The following is a 26,373-nucleotide window of genomic DNA, read 5'->3' as shown; positions in this document are numbered from 1 at the left end:
CGGTTCGTGCCGTGGGCCCGGGCGCGTTCGGCCGTGCGGTGAGGCGGGGTCAGCCCGCCGCGCCACCGCCCGCCGGCGTGCCGTGTGCGGTGTCGTCCGCCGGCGTGCCGTGCGCGGTGTCGTCCGTGCTGTCGTCCACGGTGATGACGATCTTGCCCGTCTGGGTGCCGGCTTCCAGGTAGCGGTGGGCCTCGGCGATGGTGTCGAGGCCTTCGAAGACGCGGTCGACGGCGGGGGTGAAGGTGCCGTCGGCCAGGCCCGCGGTGACGAACGCGCGGGCGCGGCGCAGGCGTTCGTCGTCGCGGGTGACCTCGTGCATGGAGTAGAAGCGGCTGGTGACGGGGGCGAAGGTGTCCTGGCCGGGCAGGGGGGTGTCGCGCGGGTCGAGGCGGCCGTAGACGATCAGGCGCCCGCCGGGGGCGAGGGTGCGGGCGAGGGTGAGGACGCCGGGTCCGGCGACGGGGTCGAAGACGGTGCGCACGCCGTGTCCGCCGGTAGCGGCGCCGACGCGTGCGAGGAGGTCCTGTTCGCCGGTGACGACGACGTCGGCGGCGCCGGCCTGCAGGAGGCGGGGGACCTTGGCGCGGGTGCGGGTGGTGGCGATGGGGATCGCGCCCAGGCGCCGGGCGGTGCGGATCGCGGCGAGGCCGACGCCGGAGGCGGCGGCGGTGAGCAGGACGTGGTCGCCGGGGCGCAGGTGGCCGTCCTCGGCGAGGGCGCCGTAGGCGGTGAGGTAGGACATCCACACGGCGGCGCCCTGGAGGGGGGTGAGGCCGCGGGGGCGGTGGACGGCGGCGCGGGCGGGCACGAGGACGTGGGTGCCGTGGACGCCGTAGTCGTTGAGGTCGAAGGCGGGCACGGTGTCGACCTGGTCGCCGACGGCGAAGCCGGTGACGCCGTCGCCGAGGGCCTCCACGGTGCCGGAGGCCTCGTAGCCGAGGGTGGCGGGCAGGGCGGGGTGTTCGAGGTAGGTGCCGGCACGGAAGAGCGCCTCGGCGCGGTTGAGGCCGATCGCGGCGACGCGCAGGCGCAGTTCGCCGGGCCCGGGTTCGGGCAGCGGGCACTCCCGCACGGACAGGACCTCCGGTCCGCCGGTGGTCTCGAAGACGACGGTCCTGGGCATGGCGCCCCTCCCCTGCTCGTGGTGGTCCTGCGGTGCGGCGCCGGCGTCGCGTCCGCTCCCCCACCCAAGCCGTGCCGGCACCGCCCTGTCAAACGTCGACGGCCATCGGAATAACGGTCAGCTTCCACCGGTTGCACGGGAGTTGGGCCGCTGCAACTCCTGCTTGTCCGCGCCGGCGCCCGGGGGCTGCGGGCTGCCCGGCCCGCGACCGGGGGCTGCGGGGCCGGGGCGTAGGCTCTGGCCCGTGATCGAAAACGACGGCGGCACCGACGGCAGCACCGGCGCAGACACCGACGGCGGCCCGGGCTGGGCCGCGACCCTGCGCTGGGCCGGGCAGGCGCTGGCACCCGGCGAGCGGATCACGGCGGTGACACCGCTCAAGGGCGGGTGGACCTCCCGGATGCGCCGCCTGGACGTCGAACGCCCGGGCGGCCGGGCGCCGTACGCGCTGGTGCTGCGGTCCTTCGTCACGCCGTTCTACCGCCGCCACGCCCCGGCGCTGCTGGCCCGCGAGGCGGGCGTGCTGCGCCTGCTGGAGGGCGCGGGTGTGCCGGCCGCGCGCCTGGTCGCCCTCGACGAGGACGGCCGGGCGTGCGACCACCCGTCGCTGGTGATGACCCGCCTGCCCGGCAGCGTGCGGGTCGCCCAGGACGCGGACGCCCCGCGGCGCGCGGACCTGCTGGCCGCCCAGCTCGCCGCCGTCCACGCCCTGCCGGTGCCCCGCGGGCAGCGCCCGCGCACCTGGCAGGCGTGGACGGCCCCCGACCTGGTGCGCGTGCCCGAGGGCACCGGGCGCCGCGGGCTGTGGGCGCGGGCGGTGGAGGCGATCGGCCGCGAGGCGCCCGCGTTCCGGGGGTGCTTCCTGCACCGCGACTTCCACCCGGGCAACGTGCTGTTCACCGGCGCCGGTGACACCCTCGCGGTCAGCGGGGTCGTCGACTGGGTGGAGACCTCCTGGGGCCCGGCCGACCTGGACGTCGCCCACTGCTCCACCGCCCTGGCCCTGCTCCACGGCCCGGCCGCCGGCCTGGCCTTCGCCGACCGCTACCGCGCGGCCGGCGGCACCCCCCTCGCCGAGGGGAGCGACCACCTGTACTGGCGCCTGCTGGACGCCCTCGCCTTCGCCCCCGACGCCGAGAAGGTCGCCGTCCCCTGGCGCGAACTGGGCCGCACCGACCTGACCCCGGCCCTGCTGACCGCCCGCCTGGAGGACTACCTGCAGGCCCTGTTCGACCACTACGCCTGACACCCCACCGCCCCACGAAGGCACGGCGGGCAGCGCCACACGCCCCCGGCACCCGGGCGGTGCCGGGGCCGTCGACGGCGCGTGGCAACGGGTCTTCGCGGCAGTGCCGCCGTGTCGGCTGCGGCGGTGGACTCCACCGTGTGCCGGGCCCGCCGGCCACACCGCCGGTGCGTGGGAAGTCGGCGGGGCCGACTTCCCACGCACCGGACCCCCGAAGCGACGGACGCGCTGGACACCCCACCGCTGCAGCCCCGCACCTGCGGCGGCGGGCCGGGCGTGACAGCGCTCGCGTGCGGTGTCCCGGACCGGAAGCCCGGTACTCGGCCGCCCCTCGCCGCACACCGCACGCATCGCTCCCGTCCTACCGGACCAGGCCCGTGATGCCGACGGCCGCACCCCCTCCCCCGCGCGTGAAAAGTCGGCGGAGCCGACTTCCCGCGCACCGAACCCCCGAAGCGACGGACGCGCTGCACCCCACCGCTGCAGCCCGCACACACCCCCGCACGGCAGCGGGCCGCCGGCGCAGCGCGCGAGGCGGGTGCGGGCTGCGCTCGCCGGAGGGGTGTCCTGGTCCGGGCAGGTGCCGGGCACGGCGGACACAGCGGGCACGGTCCTCGCGCACCGGCTCTGCGCCGGTTCTTCGGCCGCGACCGGCCGGGGGCCGTGTCCCCAGGCGGGCGGTGCCGAAGGGGTGGCGAACTGTTGAAACGCCTGACTGTGCGTAAGTGCGCATGGGCGTAATCCAGTTGCTTATGATCGCGTTCGTGAATCTGACGGAGTGGGCGCGAGCGCAGGGGATCAGTCCCCATACCGCTTACCGCTGGTTCCGTCAGGGCACTGTGCCGGTTCCGGCCGAGCGGGTGGGGCCGCGCACGATCCTGGTGAACATCGGGGCCAACACCGCATCCGACGACCCGACCGGCGGCGTCGGCCTGTATGCCCGGGTCTCCTCACATGACCGGAAGTCGGACCTTGAGCGGCAGACGGCCCGGCTCGCCGGATGGGCGGCCAAGGGTGGTCACCGTGTCGTCCGGGTCGAATCGGAGATCGGTTCCGGGATGGACGGCGGCCGGTCGAAGGCCCGTCGTCTGCTGGCCGATCCGGCTGTGACAACGGTCGTTGTCGAGCACAAGGACCGCCTCGGCCGGATGAACGTCGAACTCGTGGAAGCCGCTCGCCGCGTCGGGCCGCCGCCTGGTCGTCCTGGACGAGGGTGAGGTCGAAGACGATCTGGTGCGGGACACGGTCGAGATACTGACCTCGTTCTGTGCCCGCTTGTACGGGCGTCGCTCGGCGACGGATCGGGCGAAGGCCGCGCTGGAGGCCGCCGAGCGTGGCTGACCTGCGTGACATCGCCCGCCCGTTCGTCGCCGATCCCGCTTCGGGTGTGTGCGTGCGCGACCGGCTCAAGGGCCTGACAGCCGAGGACGGCAAGGTCCTGCGGCTGGTCGGCGAGCACCTCGGTTCGCTCGCGTCCCGGGATCTGGCCCGGCGTGTCCGGGACGGCCCGGAGCACTCCTCCAAGACGTGGGCGGCCCGCAAGCGTGACCTGACGCCGGAGTCATCGGCGCGCTGGGCCGGTTCGATCACGAAGACCACACATGACCAGTGGGGGCTGTCCCGCCGCGCCCAGTGGCAGCACCTCGACTCGTTGCGGGCCGGTATCGCAACGATCCGCCACCGCCTGTCCCTACCGATCGGCGAGAAGGGCACCAAGCGCGCTCCGGGCGGATACCGGTCCAAGCGTGAGTGGTTCGTCAAGTCCCGCCGCCTGGCGCACCTTGAAGCCGAGTTCGAGCGTGTCAAGGCCGAGCGTGAGGCCGCAACGGTCTGCGTCGTCCGAGGTGGCCGGCGCTTGCTCAAGACCCGTCACAACCTCGACGCCGCAGACCTGACCGAGGATCAGTGGCGGGAACGCTGGGACGCGGAGCGCTGGTTCCTGTCCGCCGACGGTGAGTCCGGCAAGCGGTTCGGCAATGAAACGATCCGTGTCACGCCGGACGGCGAGGTCAGCATCAAGCTGCCCCTGCCACTGGCGCACCTGGCCAACGGCAAGCACGGCCGGTACGTCCTCACCGCAAAGGCCTCGTTCCCGCACCGGGGCGCAGAGTGGCGCGACCGCATCGAGACGAACCGGGCGGTGGCCTACCGCATCCACGTGGACGTGGATCGCAGCCGCTGGTACCTCGACGCGAGCTGGCAGCGCAAAGACCTCCCCATCGTCCCTCTGGAGTCGTTGCGTTCGGGAGAAGTGATCGGGGTGGACATGAACGCCGACCACCTCGCCGCCTGGCGCCTGGACACCCACGGCAACCCGATCGGCAAGCCCCGCACCTTCGACTACCGGCTCACCGGTACCGCCACTCACCGGGACGCCCAGATCCGGCACGCCCTCATCCGCCTCCTCCACTGGGCCAAGGACACCGGATGCCGGGCCGTCGTCATCGAGGATCTGGACTTCACCGACTCCAGGACCCGCGAGAAGCACGGCCGCCGCAAGCGGTTCCGGCAGCTGATCTCCGGCGTCCCCACCGGCAAGCTGCGCGCCCGGCTCCTCGCGATGAGCGCCGAGCGCGGCATCGGCGTCATCGCCGTGGACCCCGCCTACACCTCGATGTGGGGGGCCGAGCACTGGCAAAAGCCCCTCACCGCACCGAACCGCCCCGTCACCCGTCACCAGGCGGCGGCCGTGGCGATCGGACGACGCGCCCTCGGACACCGGATCAGGCGTCGGACGGCACCGCCCCACCACGACCAGAGCGATCGCGGTGGGCATCGGACCGCCCAGGCCCGAACCGGCGACCGGGAGCGTGAGGGAACCCGCCCTCCCCTACCCGGACCGCGCACACGATGCGCGCCGCCGACCGTGGCAGCGAACGCGGGAGACCAGGACACCCAAGACCGTTCGGGGCGTCCGGCCGTGCAACTCATGCACAGTCAGTAGGAACGGTTAGGGTCGCCCGTCATGGGAGCGAGCAGCTGGTCGTACGTCACGCCGTGGCAGGCGCAGGAGCAGCGGGCGCTGGAGGCCCTGCGCGAGGAGGTGTTCGCGCGGGGCGCCGGGTACTGGCGGGAGCTGGGGGTGGCGTCGCTGGCCGAGCTGGACGCGGGCGGGGTGCTGGAGGAGGAGGGCGGCGCGCATTCGGTGCTCGACGTCCGGTGGGTGGTGCGCTGCGAGGCGGACACCGAGGGGGTCGGTGAGGTGCGGGTGGTCGAGGAGGCGGAGGCGGTGGAGCTGTTCGGGACGCCACAGCCCTCGCGGGAGGCGGTGGAGTCGGCCCTGGCGCGGGCCGGGGACGGGTGGTTCCCGCCGTTCGGGCGCGGCTCGGGCTGCTGCACCGCGGTCCACGAGGACGGCGGCCGAGCGGTGGGGCTGTGCTTCTGGGGCGTCACCGGGGACTGACCCGGTGGGCGCGAGGCGGACGCCCACGGGCAGCGCACCACCACGGCCCGCAGGACCGGGCACCGAACACGGGCACCGGCAGCGGCGTGTGAGGGAAGCGCTCTGCTTCCACCTCCGGCATGGGAAGTCGGCGGAGCCGACTTCCCGCGCACCGCTGTGGCACGACGCCGTCAACGGCCCGGCGCCCCAGGCCAGCTGGACCAAGGCGACGGCGGCCGGCCGCACCCCTCCCCCCTGCGGCACGGGAAGTCGGCAGAGCCGACTTCCCATGCACCGAACCCCCGAAGCGGCCGGGCATGACAGCGCTCGCGTGCGGTGTCCCGGAACCGGAAGCCCGGGCACTCGGCCGCCCCTCACCGCACGCCGCAGGCATCGCTCCCGTCCTGCCGGACCAGACCTGTGATGCCGACGGCCGCCCCCCGGCGTGAGAAGTCGGCGGGGCCGACTTCCCGTGCACCGGACCCCCGCAGCGGCAGACGCGCTGCGCTCCGCCGCTGTGGCCCGGCGCGCACCCCCGGGCCCGGGGGCCGGAGCGCGGGCGGGCCGCCCGTACGGTGGGCGCCTTCGGCCGGGCCGGGGCCGGCCGGGGCGCTCGGGCCGCTCACAGGTGCAGCTGGAGGTCCTCCTCGGCGGCGGTGAGGTCGCCGGTGAAGGTGCGGCGGGCCTCGGCGAGCGCCTGGGCGCGGTCGGTGCCGGGCCAGAAGTGGGTGAGCAGGAGCCGGGCGGCGCCGGCGCGTTCGGCCCACTGCCCGGCCTGGGCGGCGCTGAGCAGGTACGGGTCGTCGGGGTCGCAGCCGCAGGTGGTGGCGCCGGCGATGAACAGGTCGGCGCCGGCGGCGAGTTCGGCCAGGGCCGGGCCGGGGCCCGCGTCGCCGCTGTAGGCGAGGGTCAGGCCCGGGGCGCTCAGGCGCACGCCCGCGTGCGGGACGTGGTGGGGCAGCGGCGCGGTGTCCAGGCGCAGCGGGCCCAGGAGGTGGGTGGCGGTGGCGGCGGTGGGCAGGGGGTGGATGTCGAAGACGTCGTTGAGGTCTTCGGTGGGTTCCATGGCCTGGACGCGGGTGACGACGCCGGGGGTGCAGTACAGGGGCAGGCGGGGCGGGCGGGGGGTGGTGAAGTAGCGGGCGCGGCACAGGGCGCTGAGGTCGGCGCAGTGGTCGGGGTGTTCGTGGGTGATGACGACGGCGTCCAGGCCGGTGGCGGCGGTGTGCCGGAGCAGGCGGGGGAAGGTGGCGTAGCCGAGGTCGAGGGCGAGGCGGTAGCCGTCGTGTTCGAGGAGGAAGCCGCTGGCGGCCCGGCCGGCTTCGGGGTGGGCGGCGCTGGTTCCCAGGACGGTGAGTCGGCTCACCGGGTGATGCTCTCACAGGCGGGGTGAATCCTTGTGAATCCTTTCGGGGCCGGGGTGCCTCTTATGGGCGGGCCCGGTGCGTTGCCGGGTCCGTGTGTGGGCCCCCGGGTGTGGTGCCCGGTGGGCGGGAGCGCCTGTGTGGGAGGTCGTTGTGGTCGTCGGTGTGGGTGTGGCTGTGGGCGCGGTGCTGGTGTGCGCCTGCGTGTTCGTGTTCGGGCGCAGGCGGGGCGGCGGGCGTGGCTGAGCGCGTGGACGGCGGTGCGGCCCGGGGCGTGGACGGCGGGGCGGCCCGGGAGACGGCCGGGGGTGGGGGTGGTGTGTGGCCGGGTGAGGGGCTGGTCGTCGCCGCGCAGGGCGGTGACGCCCAGGCGCTGGCCGCGCTGGTGACGGCCGCGCACCCCCATGTGCGGCGCTTCGCGCACTCGCTGTGCGCGGGCCGGGAGGACGCCGAGGACGCGGCGCAGGAGGCGCTGATCGTGCTGTACCGGCGGATCGGCATGCTGCGGGCCTCCACGGCGCTGGCGTCGTGGATGTTCCGCATCGTGCGCAACGAGTGCCTGCGCCGTGCCCGCGCGGTGCTGCGCGACCACCCGCCGGGGCACACGGCCGGCGCGGCCGGCGGGCAGGACGGGGCCGGCCGGGAGGGCGGGGCCGGCGCGGGCGGCGGGCAGAACGGGGGCGGCGGGCAGGCGGGGTGGGCCTCGGCGGAGGAGGAGGCGCTGCGGCGTCTGGAGGCGCACCGGATCGCGCAGGCGATCGCCGCGCTGCCGGGCGACCAGCGCCGCGTGCTGGTCCTGCGCGACGTGCAGGGCCGCAGCGGTCGGGCCGTCGCCGAGGAACTCGGCATCGGGCAGAGCGCGATGAAGTCCCGTCTGCACCGCGCCCGCGCCGCCCTGCGCCACACCCTGACCACCACGCCCCCGCCCGTACCTGAACCCGCGCCCCTACCCGTACCCGCGCCGGTACCCGCGCCCGTACTCGCGCCGGTGACAGCCCCAGTGGCCGCGGCGGTGCCGGCCTCGGCGGTGCCGGTGGCGGCGGGCGGGCGGGCGCGGTGAACCGGACGGTGAAGACCGGCGCCCGCGCGGGCGCCGGCGTCCCCTCGCTGCCCCGTCACCTGGCGCGCGGCGCGGCCGGGTTCGGCGCACTGGCCGCCTCCGTGGCCCTGTGGCCCGTCCTCGGACCGGCGGGCCTGCTGCTGGCCCCGGCCGGCCTGTACGCGCTGCGCGGCTGCCCGCTGTGCTGGACGGCCACGCTGCTGCGCGTCCTGACCCTGGGCCGGGCACACCCGCCCTGCCCCGACGGGCGCTGCCGGATCCCCGGCACCGGCACCGGCACCGACTCCGGGTCCGGCTCGGGCTCGGGCTCGGGCGGGCAGGGCCGCTGACGCGGGCGGGCACGGGAGGCGTGGGCACGGGCGGCGTGGACGGGCGGGGCCGGCGGGCGGGGGTCGTCAGTGGTACTGGGCGATCTGGATGAGGTTGCCGCAGGTGTCGTCGAGGACGGCGGTGGTCACCGGGCCCAGGGCCAGCGGGGCCTGGGTGAAGCGCACGCCCAGGGCGCGCAGCCGCTCGTACTCGGCGTGGACGTTGTCGACGGCGAAGGAGGTCGCGGGGATGCCGTCGGCGGCGAGTGCGGCCACGTAGGCCTTGGCGGCGGGGTGCTGGTCGGGTTCCAGGACGAGTTCGGTGCCGTCGGGCTGTTCGGGGGAGACGACGGTGAGCCAGCTGTGGCCGCCGAGGGGGACCTCGGTCTTCTTCACGAATCCGAGCACTTCGGTGTAGAAGCGCAGGGCCTTGTCCTGGTCGTCGACGAAGACGCTGGCCAGGTTGATCCTCACGGGGCCTCCTCGGGTGTGCGGGGCGTGAGCCACCGGGCGGTGATGCGCCGCAGCGGTCCGGTGTCCAGGTCGTGGAACTTGTAGCGGCCCTCGCGGCGGGTGCGCACGAGGCCGGCGTCCTCCAGGACGGCCAGGTGCTGGCTGACCGCCTGGCGGGAGATGCCCAGGGCGTGGCGGGAGGCCAGCCGTGCGCAGATCTCGAACAGGGACTGGCCCTCGCGCTGCGCGAGCTCGTCGAGGATGAGGCGGCGGGTGGGGTCCGCCAGCGCCTTCCACAGGGCGTCGTCCGTCACCACCCCACCATAGGCAAGCCGCGGCTTGCCTGCCCGACGGGCGCCCCGGGGGTGCGGACGAACCGGGCAGGGCCGGGGCCGGGGCAGGGCCGGAGGGCGGGCGGAGGCAGGGGACCGGAGGGCGGGCGGAGGCAGGGGCCTGGACGGGGGCCGGGGTGCAGGCGCGCCGGTGGTTCACCCGCACGAGTGATTGTGGCGCTGCGCACACTGACAGGCACTCATCGTGCACGGAGAGCCCGTGGGGGCTCTCCCGGCGCGAGGGGAGCCGTCATGGCCGCAGCCGAGTCTTCCGCCTCCGGGGGGCCGCAGATCGCGGACGGTTCACGGCCGGCCGTCCAGCCCGACGGGCCCCCAGGCCGGGACCGCGCCGCTTCGGTGACGCCCGGCGCCGCCCGCCCGGCCCGCGGCCGGACACGGACATCCCCGGGGCCGCCGCGGGGCGCGGCCGGACACGGATCCCGCCGTCCGGCCCCTGACGGCGTCCCGCGGGACTCCCCGGGCCGGCTCACGCGGTGGGGTGTCCGGCCCCCGCCTGTCGGGCGGCCCTGCCCGGCGTGCCGGCCCCTTCACGGCCGGGCGGCGAACCTGCGACGCGGAGCACGAAGTACGACGTACGACGTACGACGTACGACGCGCCTCGCGGGTGTCGGCACCCTGACCGGCCGAACGGTCCAACAGGATGTCCGGCCGGCAACCGGCCGGCGGGCGCAGCGGGGCCTCCGGTCAGCCGGCGGGTCGGGCACAGCGTCCGGCCGGCGGCCGCCCGGCGGACGGGCCACAGCGTCCGGCCCCCGGTCAGCCGGCGGGTCGGGACGGGGAGTCCGTTCGATGGGCGGCCGGCAGGCGGGCCAGGGCGTCCGCCCGATGGGCGGCCGATGCACGGGGTGCTCGACGGGCAGCCGGCCCGCGGGTCGGGGCGGGCCGGATATCCAGCCCTGCCCGGCCGGTGTGAGGGGCGGGAAGTCCGGCCGGCAGTCAGTCAGCAGGCGGGCGGCATGTCCGGCCCCTGGCCGGCGGGCGGGTCGGGCGGGGTGTCCGGGCGGTGGGCGGGGCGGGTGTCCAGCCCCTGGTCGGCCGGCGGGCGGGGCGGGGGCGGGCAGTAGGATCGGCGCCGTTGCACACCCGTAGACACACCGCTGGTAGGAGGCTTTTCATGGCTCAGGTCACGCTGAAGGGGAACCCGGTCGAGGTCGGCGGCGCGCTGCCCGCCGCCGGCAGCCAGGCCCCCGCGTTCACGCTGGTCGGTGCCGGCCTCGCGGACGCCTCGCTGAAGGACTTCGCCGGCAGCCGCAAGGTCCTCAACATCTTCCCCAGCATCGACACCCCCACCTGCGCGACGTCGGTGCGCACCTTCAACGCCCAGGCCGGCGCGCTGGCCAACACCGTCGTGCTGTGCATCTCCGCCGACCTGCCGTTCGCGCAGGCCCGGTTCTGCGGCGCCGAGGGCCTGGACAACGTCAAGACCCTCTCCACCCTGCGCGGCCGCGACTTCCACGACAGCTACGGCGTCGCCATCAACTCCGGCCCGCTGACGGGCCTGACCGCCCGCGCCGTCGTCGTCCTCGACGAGAACGACACCGTCCTGCACACCGAACTCGTCGCCGAGATCGCGGACGAGCCGAACTACGAGGCCGCGCTCGCCGTCCTCGCCTGAGCCGCCCCGCGCCCTTCCCGCGCGCTTCCCGCGCGCACCTCGCACCCCCGTCCCGCCCCGGGACGGGGGTGCGCCCGTTCCGGCCCCGCAACGCGGCCCCACCGCGTGCCGCCGGCGCAGGCGCAGGCGCAGGCGGCCGCTCCCGCCAGGGGGGTCGCCCGCCGAACGCGGCAGCCCCCGGCGGACGCGGCAGCCCCGGGCGGACGCGGCAGCCCCGGGCGGGCGGGTGACCTGACGACGGCTCCGGCACCGACAGGGCTGCCCGGTCGAGGCGGCTGCTCCCATGAGCGTGACCACCGGCGTGACGGTGCCGTCGCCGCCGAGGTCGTGGTCGAGGTCGTGGTCGTGGTCGGGCCGCAGCGCGTCGATGCAGCCGTCGCGGTGCTCCTCCGGGAGCCGGAGGCCTTCGCGGCCGGTGCGGGCGCCCCGCACGGCCCGGGCAAGGGGACGCAGGTCGTCACGCCGAGGACGACGGGCAGCAGCGGGTCGGGGACGTGTCCCACCGGGTCGTCGTCACGGCGGGCGGCGGGACGGCCACGGGGTTTCCCGGGCCCTGCCGGACGGCCCCGACCCCCGGCCACCGCGGCGCCGCGGGCTGCCGGCGGTCCGTCGCGAACGGGCCGGTGCCCACCCGGGCCGTTCCGGGGCACCGGCGGCGCAGCGCCGCGCTGACACCCCGGCACACCGACGCGCGGGTGAGGGCACCGCCGCCCCCTCCCCTCCCCCGGGGGCGGCCACCCCTTACGGCCCCGGGCCCGCCGCGACCCCGGCCCCTCTCGGGGCGGCCCGTCTCGGGGTCAGGCTGCGAAGGCGGCGAGGAGCTTGTCGGTGAGGCGCTCCAGGTAGTCGGGGGCGGTGGGGGTGTGGACCACGGCCAGGCGCCAGTACAGGGGGCCGGCGAGGAGGTCGAGGGCGAGTTCGAGGTCGGTGCCGGGGGGCAGTTCACCGCGTTCGACGGCCCGTTCCAGCAGGCGGGAGGCGTTGCCGCGGCGGGTGTCGCGTACGGCGGTGAGCAGGACCTGGGCGAGTTCGGGGTTGCGGCCGGCTTCGGCGAGCAGGTCGGGGATGATCCGCGAGGGCAGCGGGTGGCGCAGCGCGCGGGCATTGTCGGTGAGGAAGGCGAGGACGTCGCCGCGCAGGGTGCCGGTGTCCTTGATCTCGGAGTCGTCGACGGCGACGGCGCGCACCAGGGCGAGGGTCATGTCGAGTTTGGAGGACCAGCGGCGGTAGATCGCGGCCTTGCCCGCGCCGGCGCGGCGGGCGACGTTCTCCAGGGAGAGGCGGGCGTAGCCGACGGCGGCGAGTTCCTCGAAGAACGCGTCGGCGATGGCCCGGGTGACGGAGTCCTGGAGGACCGGCCCGCCGGGCGCACGGCGCCCGGGCCCCGCCGGGGCGGCGGGGGCGGCGGCCGGGTCCGCGGGTGCGGCAGGGTCCGCGGCGGCCGGGTCCGTGGGGAGGGACGCGGGGCCGGGGTCCGCGGGGGCGGGGGTGGCGGGCATGGCCCGAACCTACCACCGGACGGAACGCTTGCGTCTCGACTGGGAGAGGGCTAACGTCAAAGTCGAGACGGAACGGTTCCGTCTCGGCTTTGGTTGGGAGTGCACCATGCGGTTCCTCTTCGAGGACGAGTCGTTCTCCTTCGAGACCTTGCGCGCGGCCGGGTTCGCGAACGACGGCGGCGCCGACCTGGGCGAGGTGGTGGCCACCGCCTCGCGCATCGGCGAGGGCGACGAGGCGGCCTGGCTGCGCGAATGGACGGCCACCGCCGAACGCGTCCACGCCGCCGCCGAACGTTCCCTGGCCGCCGGCCACCGCGTCAGCGCCCGCGAGGGCCTGCTGCGCGCCTCCAACTACTACCGCACCGCCGAGTTCTACCGCCGCGACGACCCCGCGAACGACCCCGAGGCCCGTCGCCTGTCCGCGCTCTCGCGCGAGAGCTTCGCGGCGGCCGCCGCCCTGATGGACACCCCCGTCCAGGCCCTGCGCATCCCCTACCGGGACACCACCCTGCCCGGGTACCTCTTCCTCGCCGACGACAGCGCCGCCCCCCGCCCCACCATCGTGTTCACCAGCGGCTTCGACTCCACCCTCGAAGAGTCCTACTTCGCCCTCGCCGCCGCCGCCGTGCGCCGCGGCTACCACGTCCTGGCCTACGACGGCCCCGGCCAGGGCGCCGCCCTGCGCGAACAGCACCTCGTCTTCCGCCCCGACTGGGAAGCGGTGGCCACCCCGGTGATCGACCACGCCCTGACCCGCCCCGAGGTCGACCCCGAGCGCCTGGTCCTGTTCGGCTACAGCCTCGGCGGCTACCTCGCCGCCCGCGCCGGCGCCCACGACCACCGCCCGGCCGCCCTCGTCCTGGACGACGGCCTCTACAGCTACGGCCAGGCCCACGACCGCTTCCTTCCGCCGTTCCTGCGCGACCTGGTCCACGGCGGCCACGACGACCTCGCCGACGCCGTCCTGGGCCTGCTCATGGAACACAGCACCCAGCTGCGCTGGGCCCTGCGCAACGGCGTGTGGACGTTCGGCGCCACCGGCCCCGCGGACTACCTGCGCCGCACCGCCCCCTACACCCTGGAGGGCCACGCCCCCCTCATCACCTGCCCCACCCTCGTCCTGGACGCCGAGAACGACCAGTTCTTCCAAGGCCAGCCCCAGCAGGTCCGGGCCGCCCTCACCTGCCCCCACACCCTCCTGACCCTCACCGAAGCCGAAGGCGCCGGCGAACACTGCCACATGGGCGCCATGGCCCGCCTCCACCAGAGCGTCTTCGACTGGCTCGACACCACCCTCCCCCACACCACCACCCCCTGACCCGTCCCGCACCCGCCGCAACCGCACTCGCGCCCGCGACCGCGACCGCCGCCGCGACCGCGAAGCCCGGAACACCGGAGCACCGGGACACCGGAGCACCGGGACACCCTGACGGCGCTACCCGAATCCCCCGGGTGCCACCGGAGTTCGGGCCACACACGCGGGACCCGGCCCCCACCCTCCGGAAGAACCCGTCCGGCGCGTCCGGACGGCCGGGGTGGGCTGCGGCAAGCCCGCGTGAGCAACGGCCGGGCCCCGCCGCAGGCACGGGTCCTCACCGTGGAGGAAGACCCCGACGTGCACGCGCTGCGCCGCCAGGGCCGGCCGATCTCGGCGATCACCCGGCATCCCGGGCACGACCGCAAGACGATCCGCGCCCCCCGAGCGGCGAGCGCGCCCCGCACCGGCACCGCCGGGCCCCGCAGGCGTTCGCGCCGTTCCCGGACCACTGCCGCCGACGCCTCGCCGACACCGTCCCGCCGCGCAGAACCCCGCGACCGATCCGGTCCCGCGCACCGACGCCACCGACTCCAGCCGACCTCACCCATCACCCCGGCCCGGCGGCCTGCAGGCTGCCGGGCCGCCGCCATGGCATGGCGTGGCATGGCATGGCGGCACGTGTGTGAACACCTGTCACCCGCCGAGCAGGACAGAGCCCTGTCGAGCGGGTCCGACAGCAAGGCGACGACCGGGCGAACCCGGCCTGACACCCCCATCACGAAAGTCACTGCACGACCGGACCGGGATCGGTGGACAATCCCAGGCATCCGTTCGAAGCCGCCCGGCCCGGGGCAGCCCACCGTGAGGGAGACATGACGTGCCTGTCCCATGGGACCTCTTGATATCCACCGCGGGCGGCGTCACCGCCACCATCGTGGGCGTCGTCGCGGGCGGTGTCGTCGGAAGGCGCAGCCAGAACCGGAAGTGGCTCCAGGAGAGTCGGACCGCTGCCTACGAGCGATTCCTGCAAGCGTTCGGCGCCATCGAGACGGAGCACCGTGAGGCGTTCCTCGAACAGCGCCGGCCTGCGGCCCAGTGGGCGCCGTTCAATGCGGCGATCCAGTCGCTGAGCCTGGTGGCCGGCCGCGAGGCCGCCGCGGAGGCCGAGCGGCTCTGCGAGGTCATCGAGGACTTCACCATCCTCTTCCACGGTCGCCAGCCGACGGATCTCGAAGAGCTCCGTCCATTCCACACCGCCCTGCACGAGGGACACTTGAGATTCGTCAACGCGGCCCGACGCTCACTCGACGGCTCCCAGGAACGCCTTGTACGCGCTCTCGGCGGTCCGTCGCCGTGGCGCGGCGTCGAGTCCTTCCACGCCCGGGGCGGCGAGGCCGAACCGACGAGCCGACCGTCCCCGGTCCAGTCGCCCGGACACCCATGACCACTCAGCATGCCGCCCCCGCCATCCCCGCTCCGCCGGGCATCGAATGAACCGGAGCGACCAGCAGCCCCGGCCACTTCCGACCACCCTCGTCAACGCGGGACAACAGGGCACCCGGACAACGGGCCGGGGCCGGAACGCCGCACCAGCCGAGAGACACCCGGGCCGGGGCGCACCAGGGTGCCGGCCGCCCCGCAACCGGCACCACAGGCCCGGAGCCCGAAGCCCGAAGCCGGGAAGGCGAAGAAGCAGCCCCCGCCGAGCGCCGGCCGACCGGCGCCGGGAACGACGGGACGCCCGGGAGACGAAGAGGCGGTCGCGCACCAACCGCCCGGCGCCAGGACACCCCGGAACCCACAGTGCCGGGCAGCCGGAACAGCGGAGCAACGGGACTCCGGGCCAACGGGATTCGGGGCGCAGCAACGTCGAGACGCCGGGCTACCGGGCGGGTACCGGACCAACGGGGCACCGGGGCAACGGGGCGCCGGGGCACCGGGATTCACGGCGAAGCGGCGCCGGGGCCGGCTTGGGCATCCAGGGAGCAGGAACCCCGGAACCAGCAACGCGAAGGAGCGGCCGCCCGCCGACCGTCCGGCGCCGGGGAGACCCCGGTGCCCATGGTGGCGGGCGGCCGGAACAGCGGAGCAACGGGGCGTCGGGCCAACGGGGTTCGGGGCGCAGTGGTGCCGGGGCCGGGTGTCCGGGCGCCGGGGTCCCGGAGCCCTCGACGCGCCGTCTGCCGGCCGTCCGGCGCCGGGATGCCGGGGAGCCGGGGGCGGGCAGGTGGGCTCCCGCCGGCCGTCCGTGCACCCGCCGCCCTGGATACCGGAGCAACGGGGCGGCGGAGCAACGGGCGCCGGGGCGCCGGGGTTGTGCAGGGGCGGGGCCCGGGGTCGGCAGGCGCGCAGGCGGCGGTGCGTCCCGCGGGCAACGGGTGCGCCCCCGTTGCCCGGGTGGGAACCGGGGAACGGGGGCGCCGGGGTGGTCCCGTCCGGCCGGGGGGCCGGGCCGGAGGGGACCGGGAGGGGCGGGGTGGGACAGGGGCTGGGCGGTGCGGGTGGCACCGTACCGGCTGCCGTACCGGCCGCGGTTGCGGCCGGCCGCGGTGACCGGGGGGACCCGGCCGGGCCGCGGTAGACGGTCAGGGACCGCAAACGGTGGTGAGGACGGACATCGGACGGTGCGGGCAGTGCGGGCGGTGCGGGCGGTGCGGGGACGGCCGGGCGGTGAGGACCGGCCCGCCCCGGCGCCCCGCCGTGCGGTGGTGCGGGCGCCGCGCCGTACGGGGCGACGACCGCACCGCACGGGCGGGGCGGGGCGGGTGTGCCGCTCAGGTGATCAGGTGATGGAGGCGCCGGAGTCGATGCTGATGACCTGCCCGGTCATGCAGTCCTGGTCCAGGAACAGGGTGATCGAGCGGGCGACCTCCCGCGGGGTGACGAACCGCGGCACCGGGACCTTGTCGCGCATGCCGGCGATGACGTGCTCGGGCAGGGTGTCCGTCATCCCGGTGATCATGAAGCCGGGTGACAGGGCGTTGACCGTCACCCCCCGGCGCCCGCACTCCGCCGCCAGCGTCCGGGTCAGGCCGATCAGCCCCGCCTTGGACGCGGAGTAGGCGGTCTGCCCGGCCGTGGCGATCAGCGCCGACGGGGAGACGATGTTGACGATCCGCCCCCACCGGGCGCGCAGCATCGCCGGCACGCACACCCGGGCGGTGTGGAAGGAGCCGACCAGGTTGGTGTCGATGACCTGGCGCCACTGCGCCGGGTCCTGCATCGCCATCAGCGAGTCCTTGCGGATCGCGCCGTTGTTGACGAGCACGTCCACCGGGCCCAGCGCCGCCGAGATCTCCTCGTACATCGCGGTGACCGCGCCGTAGTCGGCCACGTCGCCGGTGACCAGGACGTGCGCGTTGGTCAGCTGCGCCGCGGTCTTCTCGGCGCCGTCGCGCGAGGAGTTGTAGTGGACCGCGACGCGGCAGCCCGCCGCGTCCAGGGCCAGCGCCAGCTCGCTGCCCAGGCCGCCCGAGGCGCCGGTGACCAGCGCCACCGGCGACACGGGCCGCGCGCCGAAGGCGTCCTTGCCGCTCATCGCACGCCTCCCCACGTCATCAGGACCGAACCCCACGTCATGCCCGCGCCGAACCCGGCCAAAAGGACGGTGTCGCCGTCCGCGATGCGCCCGGCGTCCAGGGCCTCCGCCAGCGCGATCGGGATCGACCCGGAGGCGGTGTTGCCGTAGCGTTCCAGGTTCGTCACCAGCTTGTCGGTGGGGATCCCGGTGTGGGACAGCACCGAGTTGATGATGCGGATGTTCGCCTGGTGCGGCACGACGTGGTCCACCTCGGCCGCGGTGATCTTCGCCTGTTCCAGCGTCTCGCGGATCGTGCGCACCGTGTAGCGCACGGCGTTGAGGTAGATCTCGTTGCCGTTGATCTGCGCGTAGTGCAGGCCCTGGGCGACCGTCTCGGCGGTGGTGGGCATCCGCGAGCCGCCGGCCAGGACCTTCAGGCTGTTCTTGCAGGAGCCGTCCGCGCCCAGGTTCCACGCCCGGATGCGGTCCACCGGCCCGGGGGTCAGCACCACCGCGCCGGCCCCGTCACCGACCAGGATCGACAGGTCCCGGTCGGCCGGGTTCGCGGTCTGGGTGTGGGTGTCCGAGCCGATCACCAGGATCGGGCGCGGGTCCATGCGCATCAGGCCCGCCGCCGTCACCAGCGCGTACACGAACCCCGCGCACTCGGAGTTCACGTCGTGTGCGCTGCCCGCGATCCCCAGCTCGTCGTGGACGAACGCCGACGTCGCCGGCGAGGGCTGCTCCGGGGTGGCCGTCGCCACGATCAGGTGCGCGATGTCCGCACCCGTCAGCCCCGCCCGCTCAAGCGCCCGGCGCCCGGCCTCCACGGCCATCGACGCCGTGGTCTGCCCGGGCCCCACCGCACGGCGCTCCCGGATCCCGCACCGCGAGACGATCCAGTGCTCGTCCACACCGAAACGCTGCGCGAGCTCCGCACTGGTCACCACCCGCTCGGGCACGAACATCCCCCAGCCGGTGACGTCGAAACCGCTCATCACCCGACCCCTCTCTCCCCGCTCCGGGGCCTCAGTTGCTCTCGGCCGGGACGAGCGCCAGGATCCGCTCGTGGACCACCCGCAGCGTCGTGGTGTCGTCGATGTCCGCGAACAGCGACTCGTCCGCCGGGATGTGCGGGTACTGGTTCTGGAAGCCGTACAGCCACTCCATCAGGTCCAGCGAGTCGACGTCCGCGATGTGCTGCAACGCCGCGTCGGCGTCGATCTCGTGCGCACCGGACACCGCCTGCAGCTGCTGGGCCAGGTCCTCGATGGTGGGGATCTGCGACATTGGTGATCGTTTCCTCTCCTCGCCGGCCCCGCCCCCCCGGGGGCCGTATCACGGCACACCAGGGGGGAGGGCAGACGGCTGTCAACGCGTCGAATGTGGGGAACGAAGTGCACGCGACCGGCCCCCTTGTCGGGAACGGAGCGCACAGACCGGCCCGCCGGTACCCGAAGGCACCGCCGGCCGGGACAACACCCGAGGACCGCAACCCCGCGGCCCGCCCCTCGTTGTGTGCGGGAGGCCCGGGGGGTGCGGTACCCGCCCGCACCCTGCGGGCCGGCTACCCCGCCCCGCCGGCGCCCCGCCCCCCCGCCGGCCCCTTCGCCCGCGGCCGCCGGCCGCTGTCCGGCCGTTGTCCGACCGTCCCGTCCGCACACCCGCGAGCCCGGCACAGGCACCACGAGAACAGGACGACGACGGACAACGACGAACCGGAAACCGGCAACCACGAGAACAAGGGGCAGGAACCAGGAAGACGGAACACCCACAGGACGGGACCGGCACACCGGCCCCCCGCCCCGCCCCGCCCGGAAGCGGGACGAACACACGGGGAGCCGGCACAAGGCCCGGACAAGCACCCTCCCCGGCCCGCAAGGAACAGGCAGAAGGAAAGCGACCCGGCCGTGGGGGCCGCGTGTCTTGTCGAAACCGCATGAAACCCGCGCCCGCGCAAACGCCCCGCAACCCCCCACACCCCGCCGCCCTTGCGCACCGCTTGCGAGACACACGCTTACCTGACCCACAACACACCGCACCCGCACGCCCACCGGCACACCCCGACCAACCAAGCCGAACCGGCCGGACCAGGCCGGGCCTCAAGACCGGGGCCAGGTCGCAAGACCAGGCCGAACCCGACCGGGCCGCACGACCGGGCCAGACCAGGCCGGGCCTCAAGACCGGGCCGGGCCGGGCCCTCAAGGCCAGGCCGGACCCGACCTGACCGGGTCTCAAGACCGGCCACCGGAACGGCAACCGGCCCCGGCCGCACCACAGGCCAGGCCCACAAGCCGGTTCCACACGGCCCACGGCACCACAGCCCACCCGCGTCACGGCATCACAGCGCCACCCGCCGACCGGCCGCACCCACAGGGCCAGTCGGACACCGCACCACCCCGCACCACCCCGCACAGCCCGCACGGTCCACGGCCCCCGGCATCACACGCCGACAGGCCCGACCCGCAAAGCCGTTACGGCACAGCACCACCCCGCACCACCCCGCACCACCCGCACGGCCCGCACGGTCCACGGCCGCGGCGTCACACGCCGACAGGCCCGACCCGCAAAGCCGTTACGGCACAGCACCACCCCGCACGACCCGCACAGCCCGTACGGCCCGCACGGTCCACGGCCTCCGGCGTCACACGCCGACAGGCCCGACCCGCAAAGCCGTTACGGCACAGCACCACCCCACACCACCCCGCACCACCCGCACGGCCCGCACGGCCCGCACGGCCCGCACGGTCCACGGCCCCCGGCATCACACGCCAACAGGGCCGGCCCGCAAAGCCGTTACGGCACAGCACCACCCTGTACGACCTCGCACCGTCCCGTACGTGCCCGGTGTCCGGGAGCGCGCAGGTGCCGGCCCCGGCGCCGGCCGCCCGCACCCGCACCCCGTGCCCGCGCCGCACACCCCGCGTGTGCCGGCGCCCGCACCCCGTTCCCCCCAACCCGCCAACCACATTCGAGGGGCCCCATCCCATGACCACCGTCGAAGCCCGCTCCATCAACCCCGACGTCGAGGCCATCCGCCACCACTACGAGGTCCCCAACGAGCTGTACCGCCTCATCCTGGGCCCGACCATGATGTACTCCGGCGGCTACTGGGAGGACGGCGAGGACCTCGTCGCCGTCCTGGACGAGGCCCAGGAACGCAAGCTCGACGCCTTCACCGACCTCGCCCGCGCCGCCGGCAGCGCCAAGGTCCTGGACGTCGGCTGCGGCTGGGGCACCATGCTCAACCGCCTCACCACCGTCCACGGCGTCCAGCGCGCCGTCGGCGTCACCCTCTCCCGCACCCAGGCCGACTTCGTCCACGCCCTGGGCAACCCCGCCATCGAAGCCCGCGTCGAGAGCTGGGAGGAGCACCGCCTCGCCGACGGCGAGCAGGCCTACGACGCCGCGTTCTGCATCAACGCCCTCGAACACTTCGTGCTCTCCTCCCTCACCCCCAAGGAGCGCACCCAGCGCTACCGCGTCTTCTTCAAGCAGATCCACTCCCTCCTCAAGCCCGGCGCCCGTTTCGTCCTGCACACCATGACCGTCGAGAACCCCCCGCTGCGCCGCCAGCTCCTGGACGACCTCAAGTTCCTCCAGCGCGAGGAGTTCGAGGGCTGCCACATCCCGCGCCTGCCCGAACTCGCCTCCGGCCTCGACGGCCTCTTCGAGGTCACCGAGATCCGCAACGAGCCCGAGTCCTTCGCCCGCGCCTGCCGCGCCTGGCTCAAGCTCCTCGCCGCCCGCCGCGACGAAGCCGTCGCCATGACCGACGAGACCACCGTCGCCCGCTTCGAGCGCTACCTCGACATCTTCGCCTACACCCTCGAAGACCACATCTTCAACAACTTCCGCGTCACCCTCACCCGCCGCGCCTGACCCCGCCCCTCTGCCGGGCCACCGAACGGCACCCTCAAGCCAACCGCGACAAAGGGACACCGACGCCATGACCACCACCCCCGCCCCCGACCGCACCACCACCCCCGCGGCCACCGGCACCACCGCCGCAGCCCCCGCCCCGGCGGCGGGGGCCACCCCCACCACCACCACCGCCCAGGGCCCGGCCGCCGGCACCACCGCCGGCGCCACCGCGGACACCACACCCGCCGCCGCGCCCGCCGCCGCGGACAGCGGCGACCTCGCCGTGCGCCACCTCAAAGTCGCCGTCATCGGCGCCGGCATCTCCGGCCTCGGCACCGCCATCGGCCTCCTACGCCGCGGAGAAGACGACTTCCTCGTCTTCGAACGCGCCGACGACCTCGGCGGCACCTGGCGCGACAACACCTACCCCGGCTGCGCCTGCGACGTCCAGGCCCACCTCTACTCCTTCTCCTTCGCCCGCAACCCCGAGTGGAAATCCACCTTCGCCACCCAGGCCGAAGTCCACGCCTACCTCACAGCCTGCGCCACCCGCTACGGCGTCGACCCCCACCTGCGCTACGGCCACGAACTCCTCGACGCCCGCTGGGACGACACCCACCAGCACTGGAACCTGCGCACCACCCACGGCCGCTACACCGCCCGCATCCTCGTCACCGGCACCGGCTACCTCTCCAACCCCGCCACCCCCGACCTGCCCGGCCTCGACACCTTCACCGGCACCGTCTTCCACTCCTCCCAGTGGAACCACGACCACGACCTCACCGGCCGCAACATCGCCGTCATCGGCACCGGCGCCTCCGCCATCCAGTTCGTCCCCAAGATCCAGCCCCAGGTCGCCCGCCTCGACCTCTACCAGCGCACACCCCCCTGGGTCGCCGCCAAACCCGACAAGCCCAACACCACCCGCCACACCTGGATGCTGCGCCACCTGCCCGGCTACCAGCGCTTCCGCCGCGCCTTCAACCAACACGGCCGTGAAATCGTCGCGTTCTTCATGTCCAGCCCCTCCCGCACCACCGGCATGAAGAACATGGCCGCCGGCCACCTCAAGAAGAGCGTCAAAGACCCCGCCCTGCGCCAGCGCCTGACCCCCGACTACACCGTCGGCTGCAAACGCCTCCTGTTCTCCAACACCTGGTACCCCGCCATCCAGCAACCCAACGTCGACATCGTCTCCGACACCATCACCCGTATCGGCCCCACCCACATCACCACCGCCGACGGCACCCGACGCGACATCGACACCATCATCCTCGCCACCGGCTTCACCGCCACCAACCGCCCCATCGCCCACCGCATCCACGGCCGCGACAACACCACCCTCGCCGACACGTGGAACACCCACGGCATGACCGCCCACCGCGGCACCACCATCCACGGCTTCCCCAACCTCTTCATGATCCTGGGACCCAACACCACCCTCGGCCACTCCTCCCAGACCGTCATGATCGAAGCCCAGATCACCTACATCCTCGACGCCCTGAAAACCCTCGACACCCACCACATCACCAGCATCGACGTCCACGAAGACGCCCAGAACGCGTACAACCACAACGTCCAGACACGCCTGAAGAACACCGTCTGGAACAACGGCGGCTGCACCAGCTGGTACACCGACACCCGCGGGAACAACCCCTCGATCTGGCCGACCTACACCTGGCGATTCCGGAAACAGACCCGCCACCTCGACATCAGCAACTACCAGACCACCACCCACACCAACCACACCAACCCCTAACCCCAGGGCCCCAGCCCCCCGCCCGCCGGCCCGCCCCGCCAGCCAGCCAGGCCAGCCCGGCCACACCCCGCCCCGGACACCCCAGCCCCAACCAGGCCAGGCCAGACCACCCGGCCACGCCCGCCCGGCCACACCCCGCCCCGGACACCCCAGCCCCGCCCGGCCAGCCCCGGCCAGACCGCCCGGCCACGCCACACCAGGCACCGGACAGCCGGCACCAACACCCGCGGACAGCACCGGACAACAGAACACCGGGCACCAGAACACGGGACACAAAGCACCACCCGGCGCCGCACGGCACACGAGATGCCAAGACACGGGACACGGGACACAAGGCACCACCCGCCACCAACACCCGGCGCCGCACGGCACACGCGGCCCCAAGACACGGGCCGCACGGGACACCAGGCGCCAAGGCACGGGATACAGGGCACCACCCCGTACCAAGACCCGGGACATCACCGGGCATCAGAACACTGGCGGGCACCACAGGGGCACACCGCACCCACACCCGGGGACATCAGCACACCGGGACACCACACACCACCCAACGCCAGAACACCGGGCACAGGACACGGAACACAAAGTGCCAGGACACGGGGCACCACAAGGGCACACCCGCAGCCACCGGGGTACAGGGGGCAGCCACCGGGGTACAGGGGACAGCCACACCAAGCAACAAAAGAGGCAAACACCACCACGCACCACAACAGGCACCACCACGGCCCGCCGCCCGACCCACCCGGGCGGCAGGCCGGCCACCCCACCAAACCAGCACCCGCCAAAGCCAGAACAGGCGAAACACCGCCCCTGGGCCACCCCGCACGACAACCCGAACGGGCAACCACACACCGGCCACCACACCACCCACCCCGGCACCCCGGCACCCCGGCACCACCACGGCCCCGCCGAACAACCCACCCCCGGGACCACAAACCCACGGCCGGACACGGGAACAAGAGCCAGGCACCACACACCGGGCACCCCCCGCACCGCGCACCAGAGCACCCCGCACCACAGCCCAGCCCCGCGCGACCACCCACAGAACACCAAGCACCACAAACGACCGACAGCCCCGCACCACCAGGCCCACGCACCCGACCAACAGCCCCGCACCACCAGGCCTACATGCCCGGCATCCAGCACCACCTCAGCCCAGCCGAACACCCCCAGGACCACAGACCCACTGCCGGACACGGGAACAAAGCCAGGCACCACCCACCGGGCACCACCCACCGGGCACCGGCACCGGCACCGGCACCGGCACCCAGCAACAGAACCTGACCGGGACCACAAAGCCCCGGCCACCCGCCGGACAACGCACACCAAGCACCACAACCACCCGCACAACCCGGCCACCAGGCCACCAGCCAGCACCACGCCAGACGACCAACCCGGCCAGGACCACGAACCCGCCAGACACCCGGCCACCGCACCACCCCGGCACCCCGGCACCCCGGCACCCCGGCACCCCGGCACATCTACCCAGCCCAGCCCCCGCCCGGACAACCGAAGACCGGACACCCCACACCACCACCGGTCAACCCGACCCACCGCACCACCCGAACACCAACCACAGACCAGACCACACAACTTCACACCCGTTCACCCGCCGGCCGGACCCACCACCCGCCACCACCCCGGCCGAACACCCCCAACCACGCCCGCCCCCACCACACCGGGGACCGCGGGCCACCCCCACACCCCCGCACAACCACACACAACCCACCAACACCACCCACCCCAGCACGACCCGGGACACCACCCACGACCACCACCAGGCGCCGACCACAACAGCCCACACCAGAGCGGCACTTCAACGCCCAGGCGGAAGGCCGCAGGCCATCCCCGAGCAACACCCCTCTTGACCGCCACAGCACCAGGCACCCGCTACAACGCCCGCACCAACCCGGAACCTCAACACCAAACCGAGAGCCCCAGGCCCCACCCGGACAGCCCCCTACTGACCAACACCGCACCACCCAGCACCCCACCGGGGCACCACCCACCCCAGCACCAGGCGCCGACCACAGCAGCCCACACCAGACCGGCACTTCAGCACCCATACGGAAGGCCTCAAGCCCCACCCGGGCAGCACCCCTATTGACCACCACCACACCACCGGGCACACACCACCACCGGCCGCCGGCACCAGCACCGACAGCCGAGGACAACCCAGCCCACCAGCACCGCAGGCAACACCCACACAGCACCATCCTTCACCCGCTACAACGCCCGCACCAACCCGGAACGTCAACACCAGACCGGGAGCCCCAGGCCCCACCCGGGGCAGCACCACCCTTTGACCACCACCGCACCACCAGGCACCGGCCACAACGGCCCGCACCGGAGCGGCATTTCGACACCGGGACCGGGAAACCGCGAGCCCCACCCGGGGCAGCACCCCCTATTGACCACCAGCAGCCACCGCACCACCAGGCACCGGTGACAACGGCCCGCACCAACCCGGCACTTCAACACCAGCCGGGAACCGCACGCCCTACCCGAGCACCACCCCTATTGACCACCACCACACCACCGGGCACACACCACCACCGACCGCCGGCACCAGCACCGACAGCCGAGGACAACCCAACCCACCAGCACCGCAGGCAACACCCACACAGCACCATCCTTCACCCGCTACAACGCCCGCACCAACCCGGAACGTCAACACCAGACCGGGAGCCCCAGGCCCCACCCGGGCAGCACCACCCTTTGACCACCACCACACCACCAGGCACCGGCTACAACGGCCACCGGGGCACCACCACTCACCACTGGCCGCAACAGCCCGCACCAGAGCCACACTTCAACACCAGGCCGGGAAACCGCGGGCCCCACCCGGGGCAGCACCCCCTATTGACCACCAGCAGCCACCACACCACCAGGCACCGGCCACAACGGCCCACACCGGAGCTGCATTTCAACACCGGGACCGGGAAACCGCGAGCCCCACCCGGGGCAGCACCCCCTATTGACCACCAGCAGCCACCACACCACCAGGCACCGGTGACAACGGCCCGCACCAACCCGGACTTCAACACCAGCCGGGAACCGCACGCCCTACCCGAGCACCACCCCTATTGACCACCACCACACCACCGGGCACACACCACCACCGACCGCCGGCACCAGCACCGACAGCCGAGGACAACCCAGCCCACCAGCACCGCAGGCAGCACCCACAAAGCATCACCCCTTGACCACCACAAGGCACCGCTTACAACAGCCCACACCAGCCCGGCACTTCAACACCAGACCGGACGCCGCAGCCCTCCCCGGACAGCACCCCTATTGACCACCACCGCACCACATGGCACCGGTGACAACGGCCCGCACCAACCCGGACTTCAACACCAGCCGGGAACCGCAGGCCCCGCCCGGGCAGCACCACCCTTTGACCACCACCACACCACCGGGCACGCACCACCACCGGCCACAACAGAGCACACCCCGCCCGGAACCGACCCACACAACCCGTCAGGAGACACCCACACCCATGAACCGCCCACCCCTGTCCAGGCGAGCCCTGCTCACCGGCGCCGCCGCCACCGTCATCGGCTTAC

Annotated in this window: 16 protein-coding genes and 4 pseudogenes; 12 read left to right on the top strand and 8 right to left on the bottom strand. The window is 74.1% G+C overall.

The genetic code is table 11. The features are described from left to right. Positions 1-49: 49 nt before the first annotated feature. A complete protein-coding gene (locus ACIRST_RS25190) occupies positions 50-1,123 on the bottom strand; it encodes a zinc-dependent alcohol dehydrogenase family protein (RefSeq protein ID WP_402804451.1) in 1,074 nt (357 codons plus the stop codon). A 247-nt stretch (positions 1,124-1,370) separates the two neighbouring features. On the opposite strand from ACIRST_RS25190, the gene ACIRST_RS25185 reads away from it, so the two are divergent. The 4 genes and pseudogenes from ACIRST_RS25185 to ACIRST_RS25170 all read left to right on the top strand — a co-directional run bounded on the left by ACIRST_RS25185 (position 1,371) and on the right by ACIRST_RS25170 (position 5,772). Beyond that, positions 1,371-2,369, top strand: a complete 999-nt coding sequence (locus tag ACIRST_RS25185; RefSeq protein ID WP_402804639.1) for a phosphotransferase family protein — start codon at positions 1,371-1,373, stop codon at positions 2,367-2,369. Positions 2,370-3,133: 764 nt separating this feature from the next. Beyond that, a pseudogene (locus tag ACIRST_RS25180) lies at positions 3,134-3,710 on the top strand (IS607 family transposase). Beyond that, a pseudogene (locus ACIRST_RS25175) lies at positions 3,703-5,323 on the top strand (IS200/IS605 family accessory protein TnpB-related protein). The pseudogenes ACIRST_RS25180 and ACIRST_RS25175 overlap by 8 nt, the downstream one beginning before the upstream one ends. Positions 5,324-5,334: 11 nt before the next feature. Next, on the top strand, positions 5,335-5,772 hold the full coding sequence (locus ACIRST_RS25170) for a hypothetical protein (RefSeq protein ID WP_402804449.1): 438 nt from the start codon (positions 5,335-5,337) through the stop codon (positions 5,770-5,772). 601 nt (positions 5,773-6,373) lie between these two features. Here the strand turns inward: ACIRST_RS25170 and ACIRST_RS25165 are convergent. Beyond that, entirely contained in the window at positions 6,374-7,117 is a 744-nt protein-coding gene (locus ACIRST_RS25165) for an MBL fold metallo-hydrolase (protein WP_402804448.1), read from the bottom strand. Positions 7,118-7,452: 335 nt separating this feature from the next. Here ACIRST_RS25165 and ACIRST_RS25160 point away from each other — a divergent pair. Together ACIRST_RS25160 and ACIRST_RS25155 are read left to right on the top strand one after the other, a co-directional pair. Further along, positions 7,453-8,040, top strand: a pseudogene (locus ACIRST_RS25160) (RNA polymerase sigma factor); the annotation flags it as partial. 131 nt (positions 8,041-8,171) lie between these two features. Continuing rightward, complete coding sequence (locus ACIRST_RS25155) at positions 8,172-8,504, top strand: hypothetical protein (RefSeq protein ID WP_402804446.1); 333 nt, start codon at positions 8,172-8,174, stop codon at positions 8,502-8,504. Between the two features lie 66 nt (positions 8,505-8,570). Here the strand turns inward: ACIRST_RS25155 and ACIRST_RS25150 are convergent, their stop codons facing one another. Together ACIRST_RS25150 and ACIRST_RS25145 are read right to left on the bottom strand one after the other, a co-directional pair. Next, complete coding sequence (locus ACIRST_RS25150) at positions 8,571-8,957, bottom strand: VOC family protein (protein WP_350519302.1); 387 nt, start codon at positions 8,955-8,957, stop codon at positions 8,571-8,573. Further along, positions 8,954-9,253, bottom strand: a complete 300-nt coding sequence (locus tag ACIRST_RS25145; protein ID WP_396553112.1) for an ArsR/SmtB family transcription factor — start codon at positions 9,251-9,253, stop codon at positions 8,954-8,956. Before ACIRST_RS25145 ends, ACIRST_RS25150 begins: the two co-directional genes overlap by 4 nt. 1,150 nt (positions 9,254-10,403) lie before the next feature. Between ACIRST_RS25145 and tpx the strand changes: the two genes are divergently transcribed. Continuing rightward, a complete protein-coding gene (gene tpx, locus ACIRST_RS25140) occupies positions 10,404-10,904 on the top strand; it encodes a thiol peroxidase (protein ID WP_350519300.1) in 501 nt (166 codons plus the stop codon). Positions 10,905-11,701: 797 nt separating this feature from the next. Here the strand turns inward: tpx and ACIRST_RS25135 are convergent. Beyond that, a complete protein-coding gene (locus ACIRST_RS25135) occupies positions 11,702-12,403 on the bottom strand; it encodes a TetR-like C-terminal domain-containing protein (RefSeq protein WP_350519297.1) in 702 nt (233 codons plus the stop codon). A gap of 106 nt (positions 12,404-12,509) precedes the next feature. Here ACIRST_RS25135 and ACIRST_RS25130 point away from each other — a divergent pair, with 106 nt between their 5' ends. Then, entirely contained in the window at positions 12,510-13,721 is a 1,212-nt protein-coding gene (locus ACIRST_RS25130) for an alpha/beta hydrolase family protein (protein WP_402804443.1), read from the top strand. Positions 13,722-14,538: 817 nt separating this feature from the next. Then, the gene (locus tag ACIRST_RS25125) at positions 14,539-15,105 is read left to right on the top strand and encodes a hypothetical protein (protein WP_402804442.1); all 567 of its coding nucleotides are present in this window, start codon (positions 14,539-14,541) and stop codon (positions 15,103-15,105) included. 1,338 nt (positions 15,106-16,443) lie between these two features. Here the strand turns inward: ACIRST_RS25125 and ACIRST_RS25120 are convergent. The 3 genes from ACIRST_RS25120 to ACIRST_RS25110 are packed head-to-tail and all read right to left on the bottom strand — an operon-like array spanning position 16,444 to position 18,471. Continuing rightward, positions 16,444-17,199, bottom strand: a complete 756-nt coding sequence (locus ACIRST_RS25120; RefSeq protein WP_350519294.1) for an SDR family NAD(P)-dependent oxidoreductase — start codon at positions 17,197-17,199, stop codon at positions 16,444-16,446. Continuing rightward, positions 17,196-18,179 (bottom strand): beta-ketoacyl-ACP synthase 3, encoded by a 984-nt coding sequence (locus tag ACIRST_RS25115; protein ID WP_350519293.1) that lies wholly within the window; start codon positions 18,177-18,179, stop codon positions 17,196-17,198. Before ACIRST_RS25115 ends, ACIRST_RS25120 begins: the two co-directional genes overlap by 4 nt. A gap of 31 nt (positions 18,180-18,210) precedes the next feature. After that, positions 18,211-18,471 carry a hypothetical protein gene (locus ACIRST_RS25110; protein WP_402804440.1) on the bottom strand — a complete coding sequence of 87 codons (261 nt, stop codon included), beginning with the start codon at positions 18,469-18,471 and terminating at the stop codon, positions 18,211-18,213. 1,698 nt (positions 18,472-20,169) lie between these two features. Here ACIRST_RS25110 and ACIRST_RS25105 point away from each other — a divergent pair. From ACIRST_RS25105 to ACIRST_RS25095, 3 genes and pseudogenes are all read left to right on the top strand, one after another. Next, the gene (locus tag ACIRST_RS25105; RefSeq protein ID WP_350519291.1) at positions 20,170-21,063 is read left to right on the top strand and encodes a class I SAM-dependent methyltransferase; all 894 of its coding nucleotides are present in this window, start codon (positions 20,170-20,172) and stop codon (positions 21,061-21,063) included. A gap of 67 nt (positions 21,064-21,130) precedes the next feature. Further along, on the top strand, positions 21,131-22,804 hold the full coding sequence (locus tag ACIRST_RS25100) for a flavin-containing monooxygenase (protein ID WP_402804438.1): 1,674 nt from the start codon (positions 21,131-21,133) through the stop codon (positions 22,802-22,804). 3,316 nt (positions 22,805-26,120) lie between these two features. Beyond that, a pseudogene (locus tag ACIRST_RS25095) lies at positions 26,121-26,373 on the top strand (hypothetical protein); the annotation flags it as partial.

It is taken from the genome of Kitasatospora sp. NPDC101447 (assembly GCF_044767225.1).
In the GTDB taxonomy this organism is placed as follows: Bacteria; Actinomycetota; Actinomycetes; order Streptomycetales; family Streptomycetaceae; genus Kitasatospora.
This window is presented reverse-complemented; position numbering and strand designations above follow the sequence as displayed.

Bases quoted from the DNA above. Each gene is read 5' to 3' on its own strand.
- ACIRST_RS25190 (WP_402804451.1), bottom strand. From the start codon at position 1,123: ATGCCCAGGACCGTCGTCTTCGAGACCACCGGCGGACCGGAGGTCCTG.
- ACIRST_RS25170 (WP_402804449.1), top strand. From the start codon at position 5,335: ATGGGAGCGAGCAGCTGGTCGTACGTCACGCCGTGGCAGGCGCAGGAG.
- tpx (WP_350519300.1), top strand. From the start codon at position 10,404: ATGGCTCAGGTCACGCTGAAGGGGAACCCGGTCGAGGTCGGCGGCGCG.
- ACIRST_RS25135 (WP_350519297.1), bottom strand. From the start codon at position 12,403: ATGCCCGCCACCCCCGCCCCCGCGGACCCCGGCCCCGCGTCCCTCCCC.
- ACIRST_RS25130 (WP_402804443.1), top strand. From the start codon at position 12,510: ATGCGGTTCCTCTTCGAGGACGAGTCGTTCTCCTTCGAGACCTTGCGC.
- ACIRST_RS25120 (WP_350519294.1), bottom strand. From the start codon at position 17,199: ATGAGCGGCAAGGACGCCTTCGGCGCGCGGCCCGTGTCGCCGGTGGCG.
- ACIRST_RS25115 (WP_350519293.1), bottom strand. From the start codon at position 18,179: ATGAGCGGTTTCGACGTCACCGGCTGGGGGATGTTCGTGCCCGAGCGG.
- ACIRST_RS25110 (WP_402804440.1), bottom strand. From the start codon at position 18,471: ATGTCGCAGATCCCCACCATCGAGGACCTGGCCCAGCAGCTGCAGGCG.
- ACIRST_RS25105 (WP_350519291.1), top strand. From the start codon at position 20,170: ATGACCACCGTCGAAGCCCGCTCCATCAACCCCGACGTCGAGGCCATC.
- ACIRST_RS25100 (WP_402804438.1), top strand. From the start codon at position 21,131: ATGACCACCACCCCCGCCCCCGACCGCACCACCACCCCCGCGGCCACC.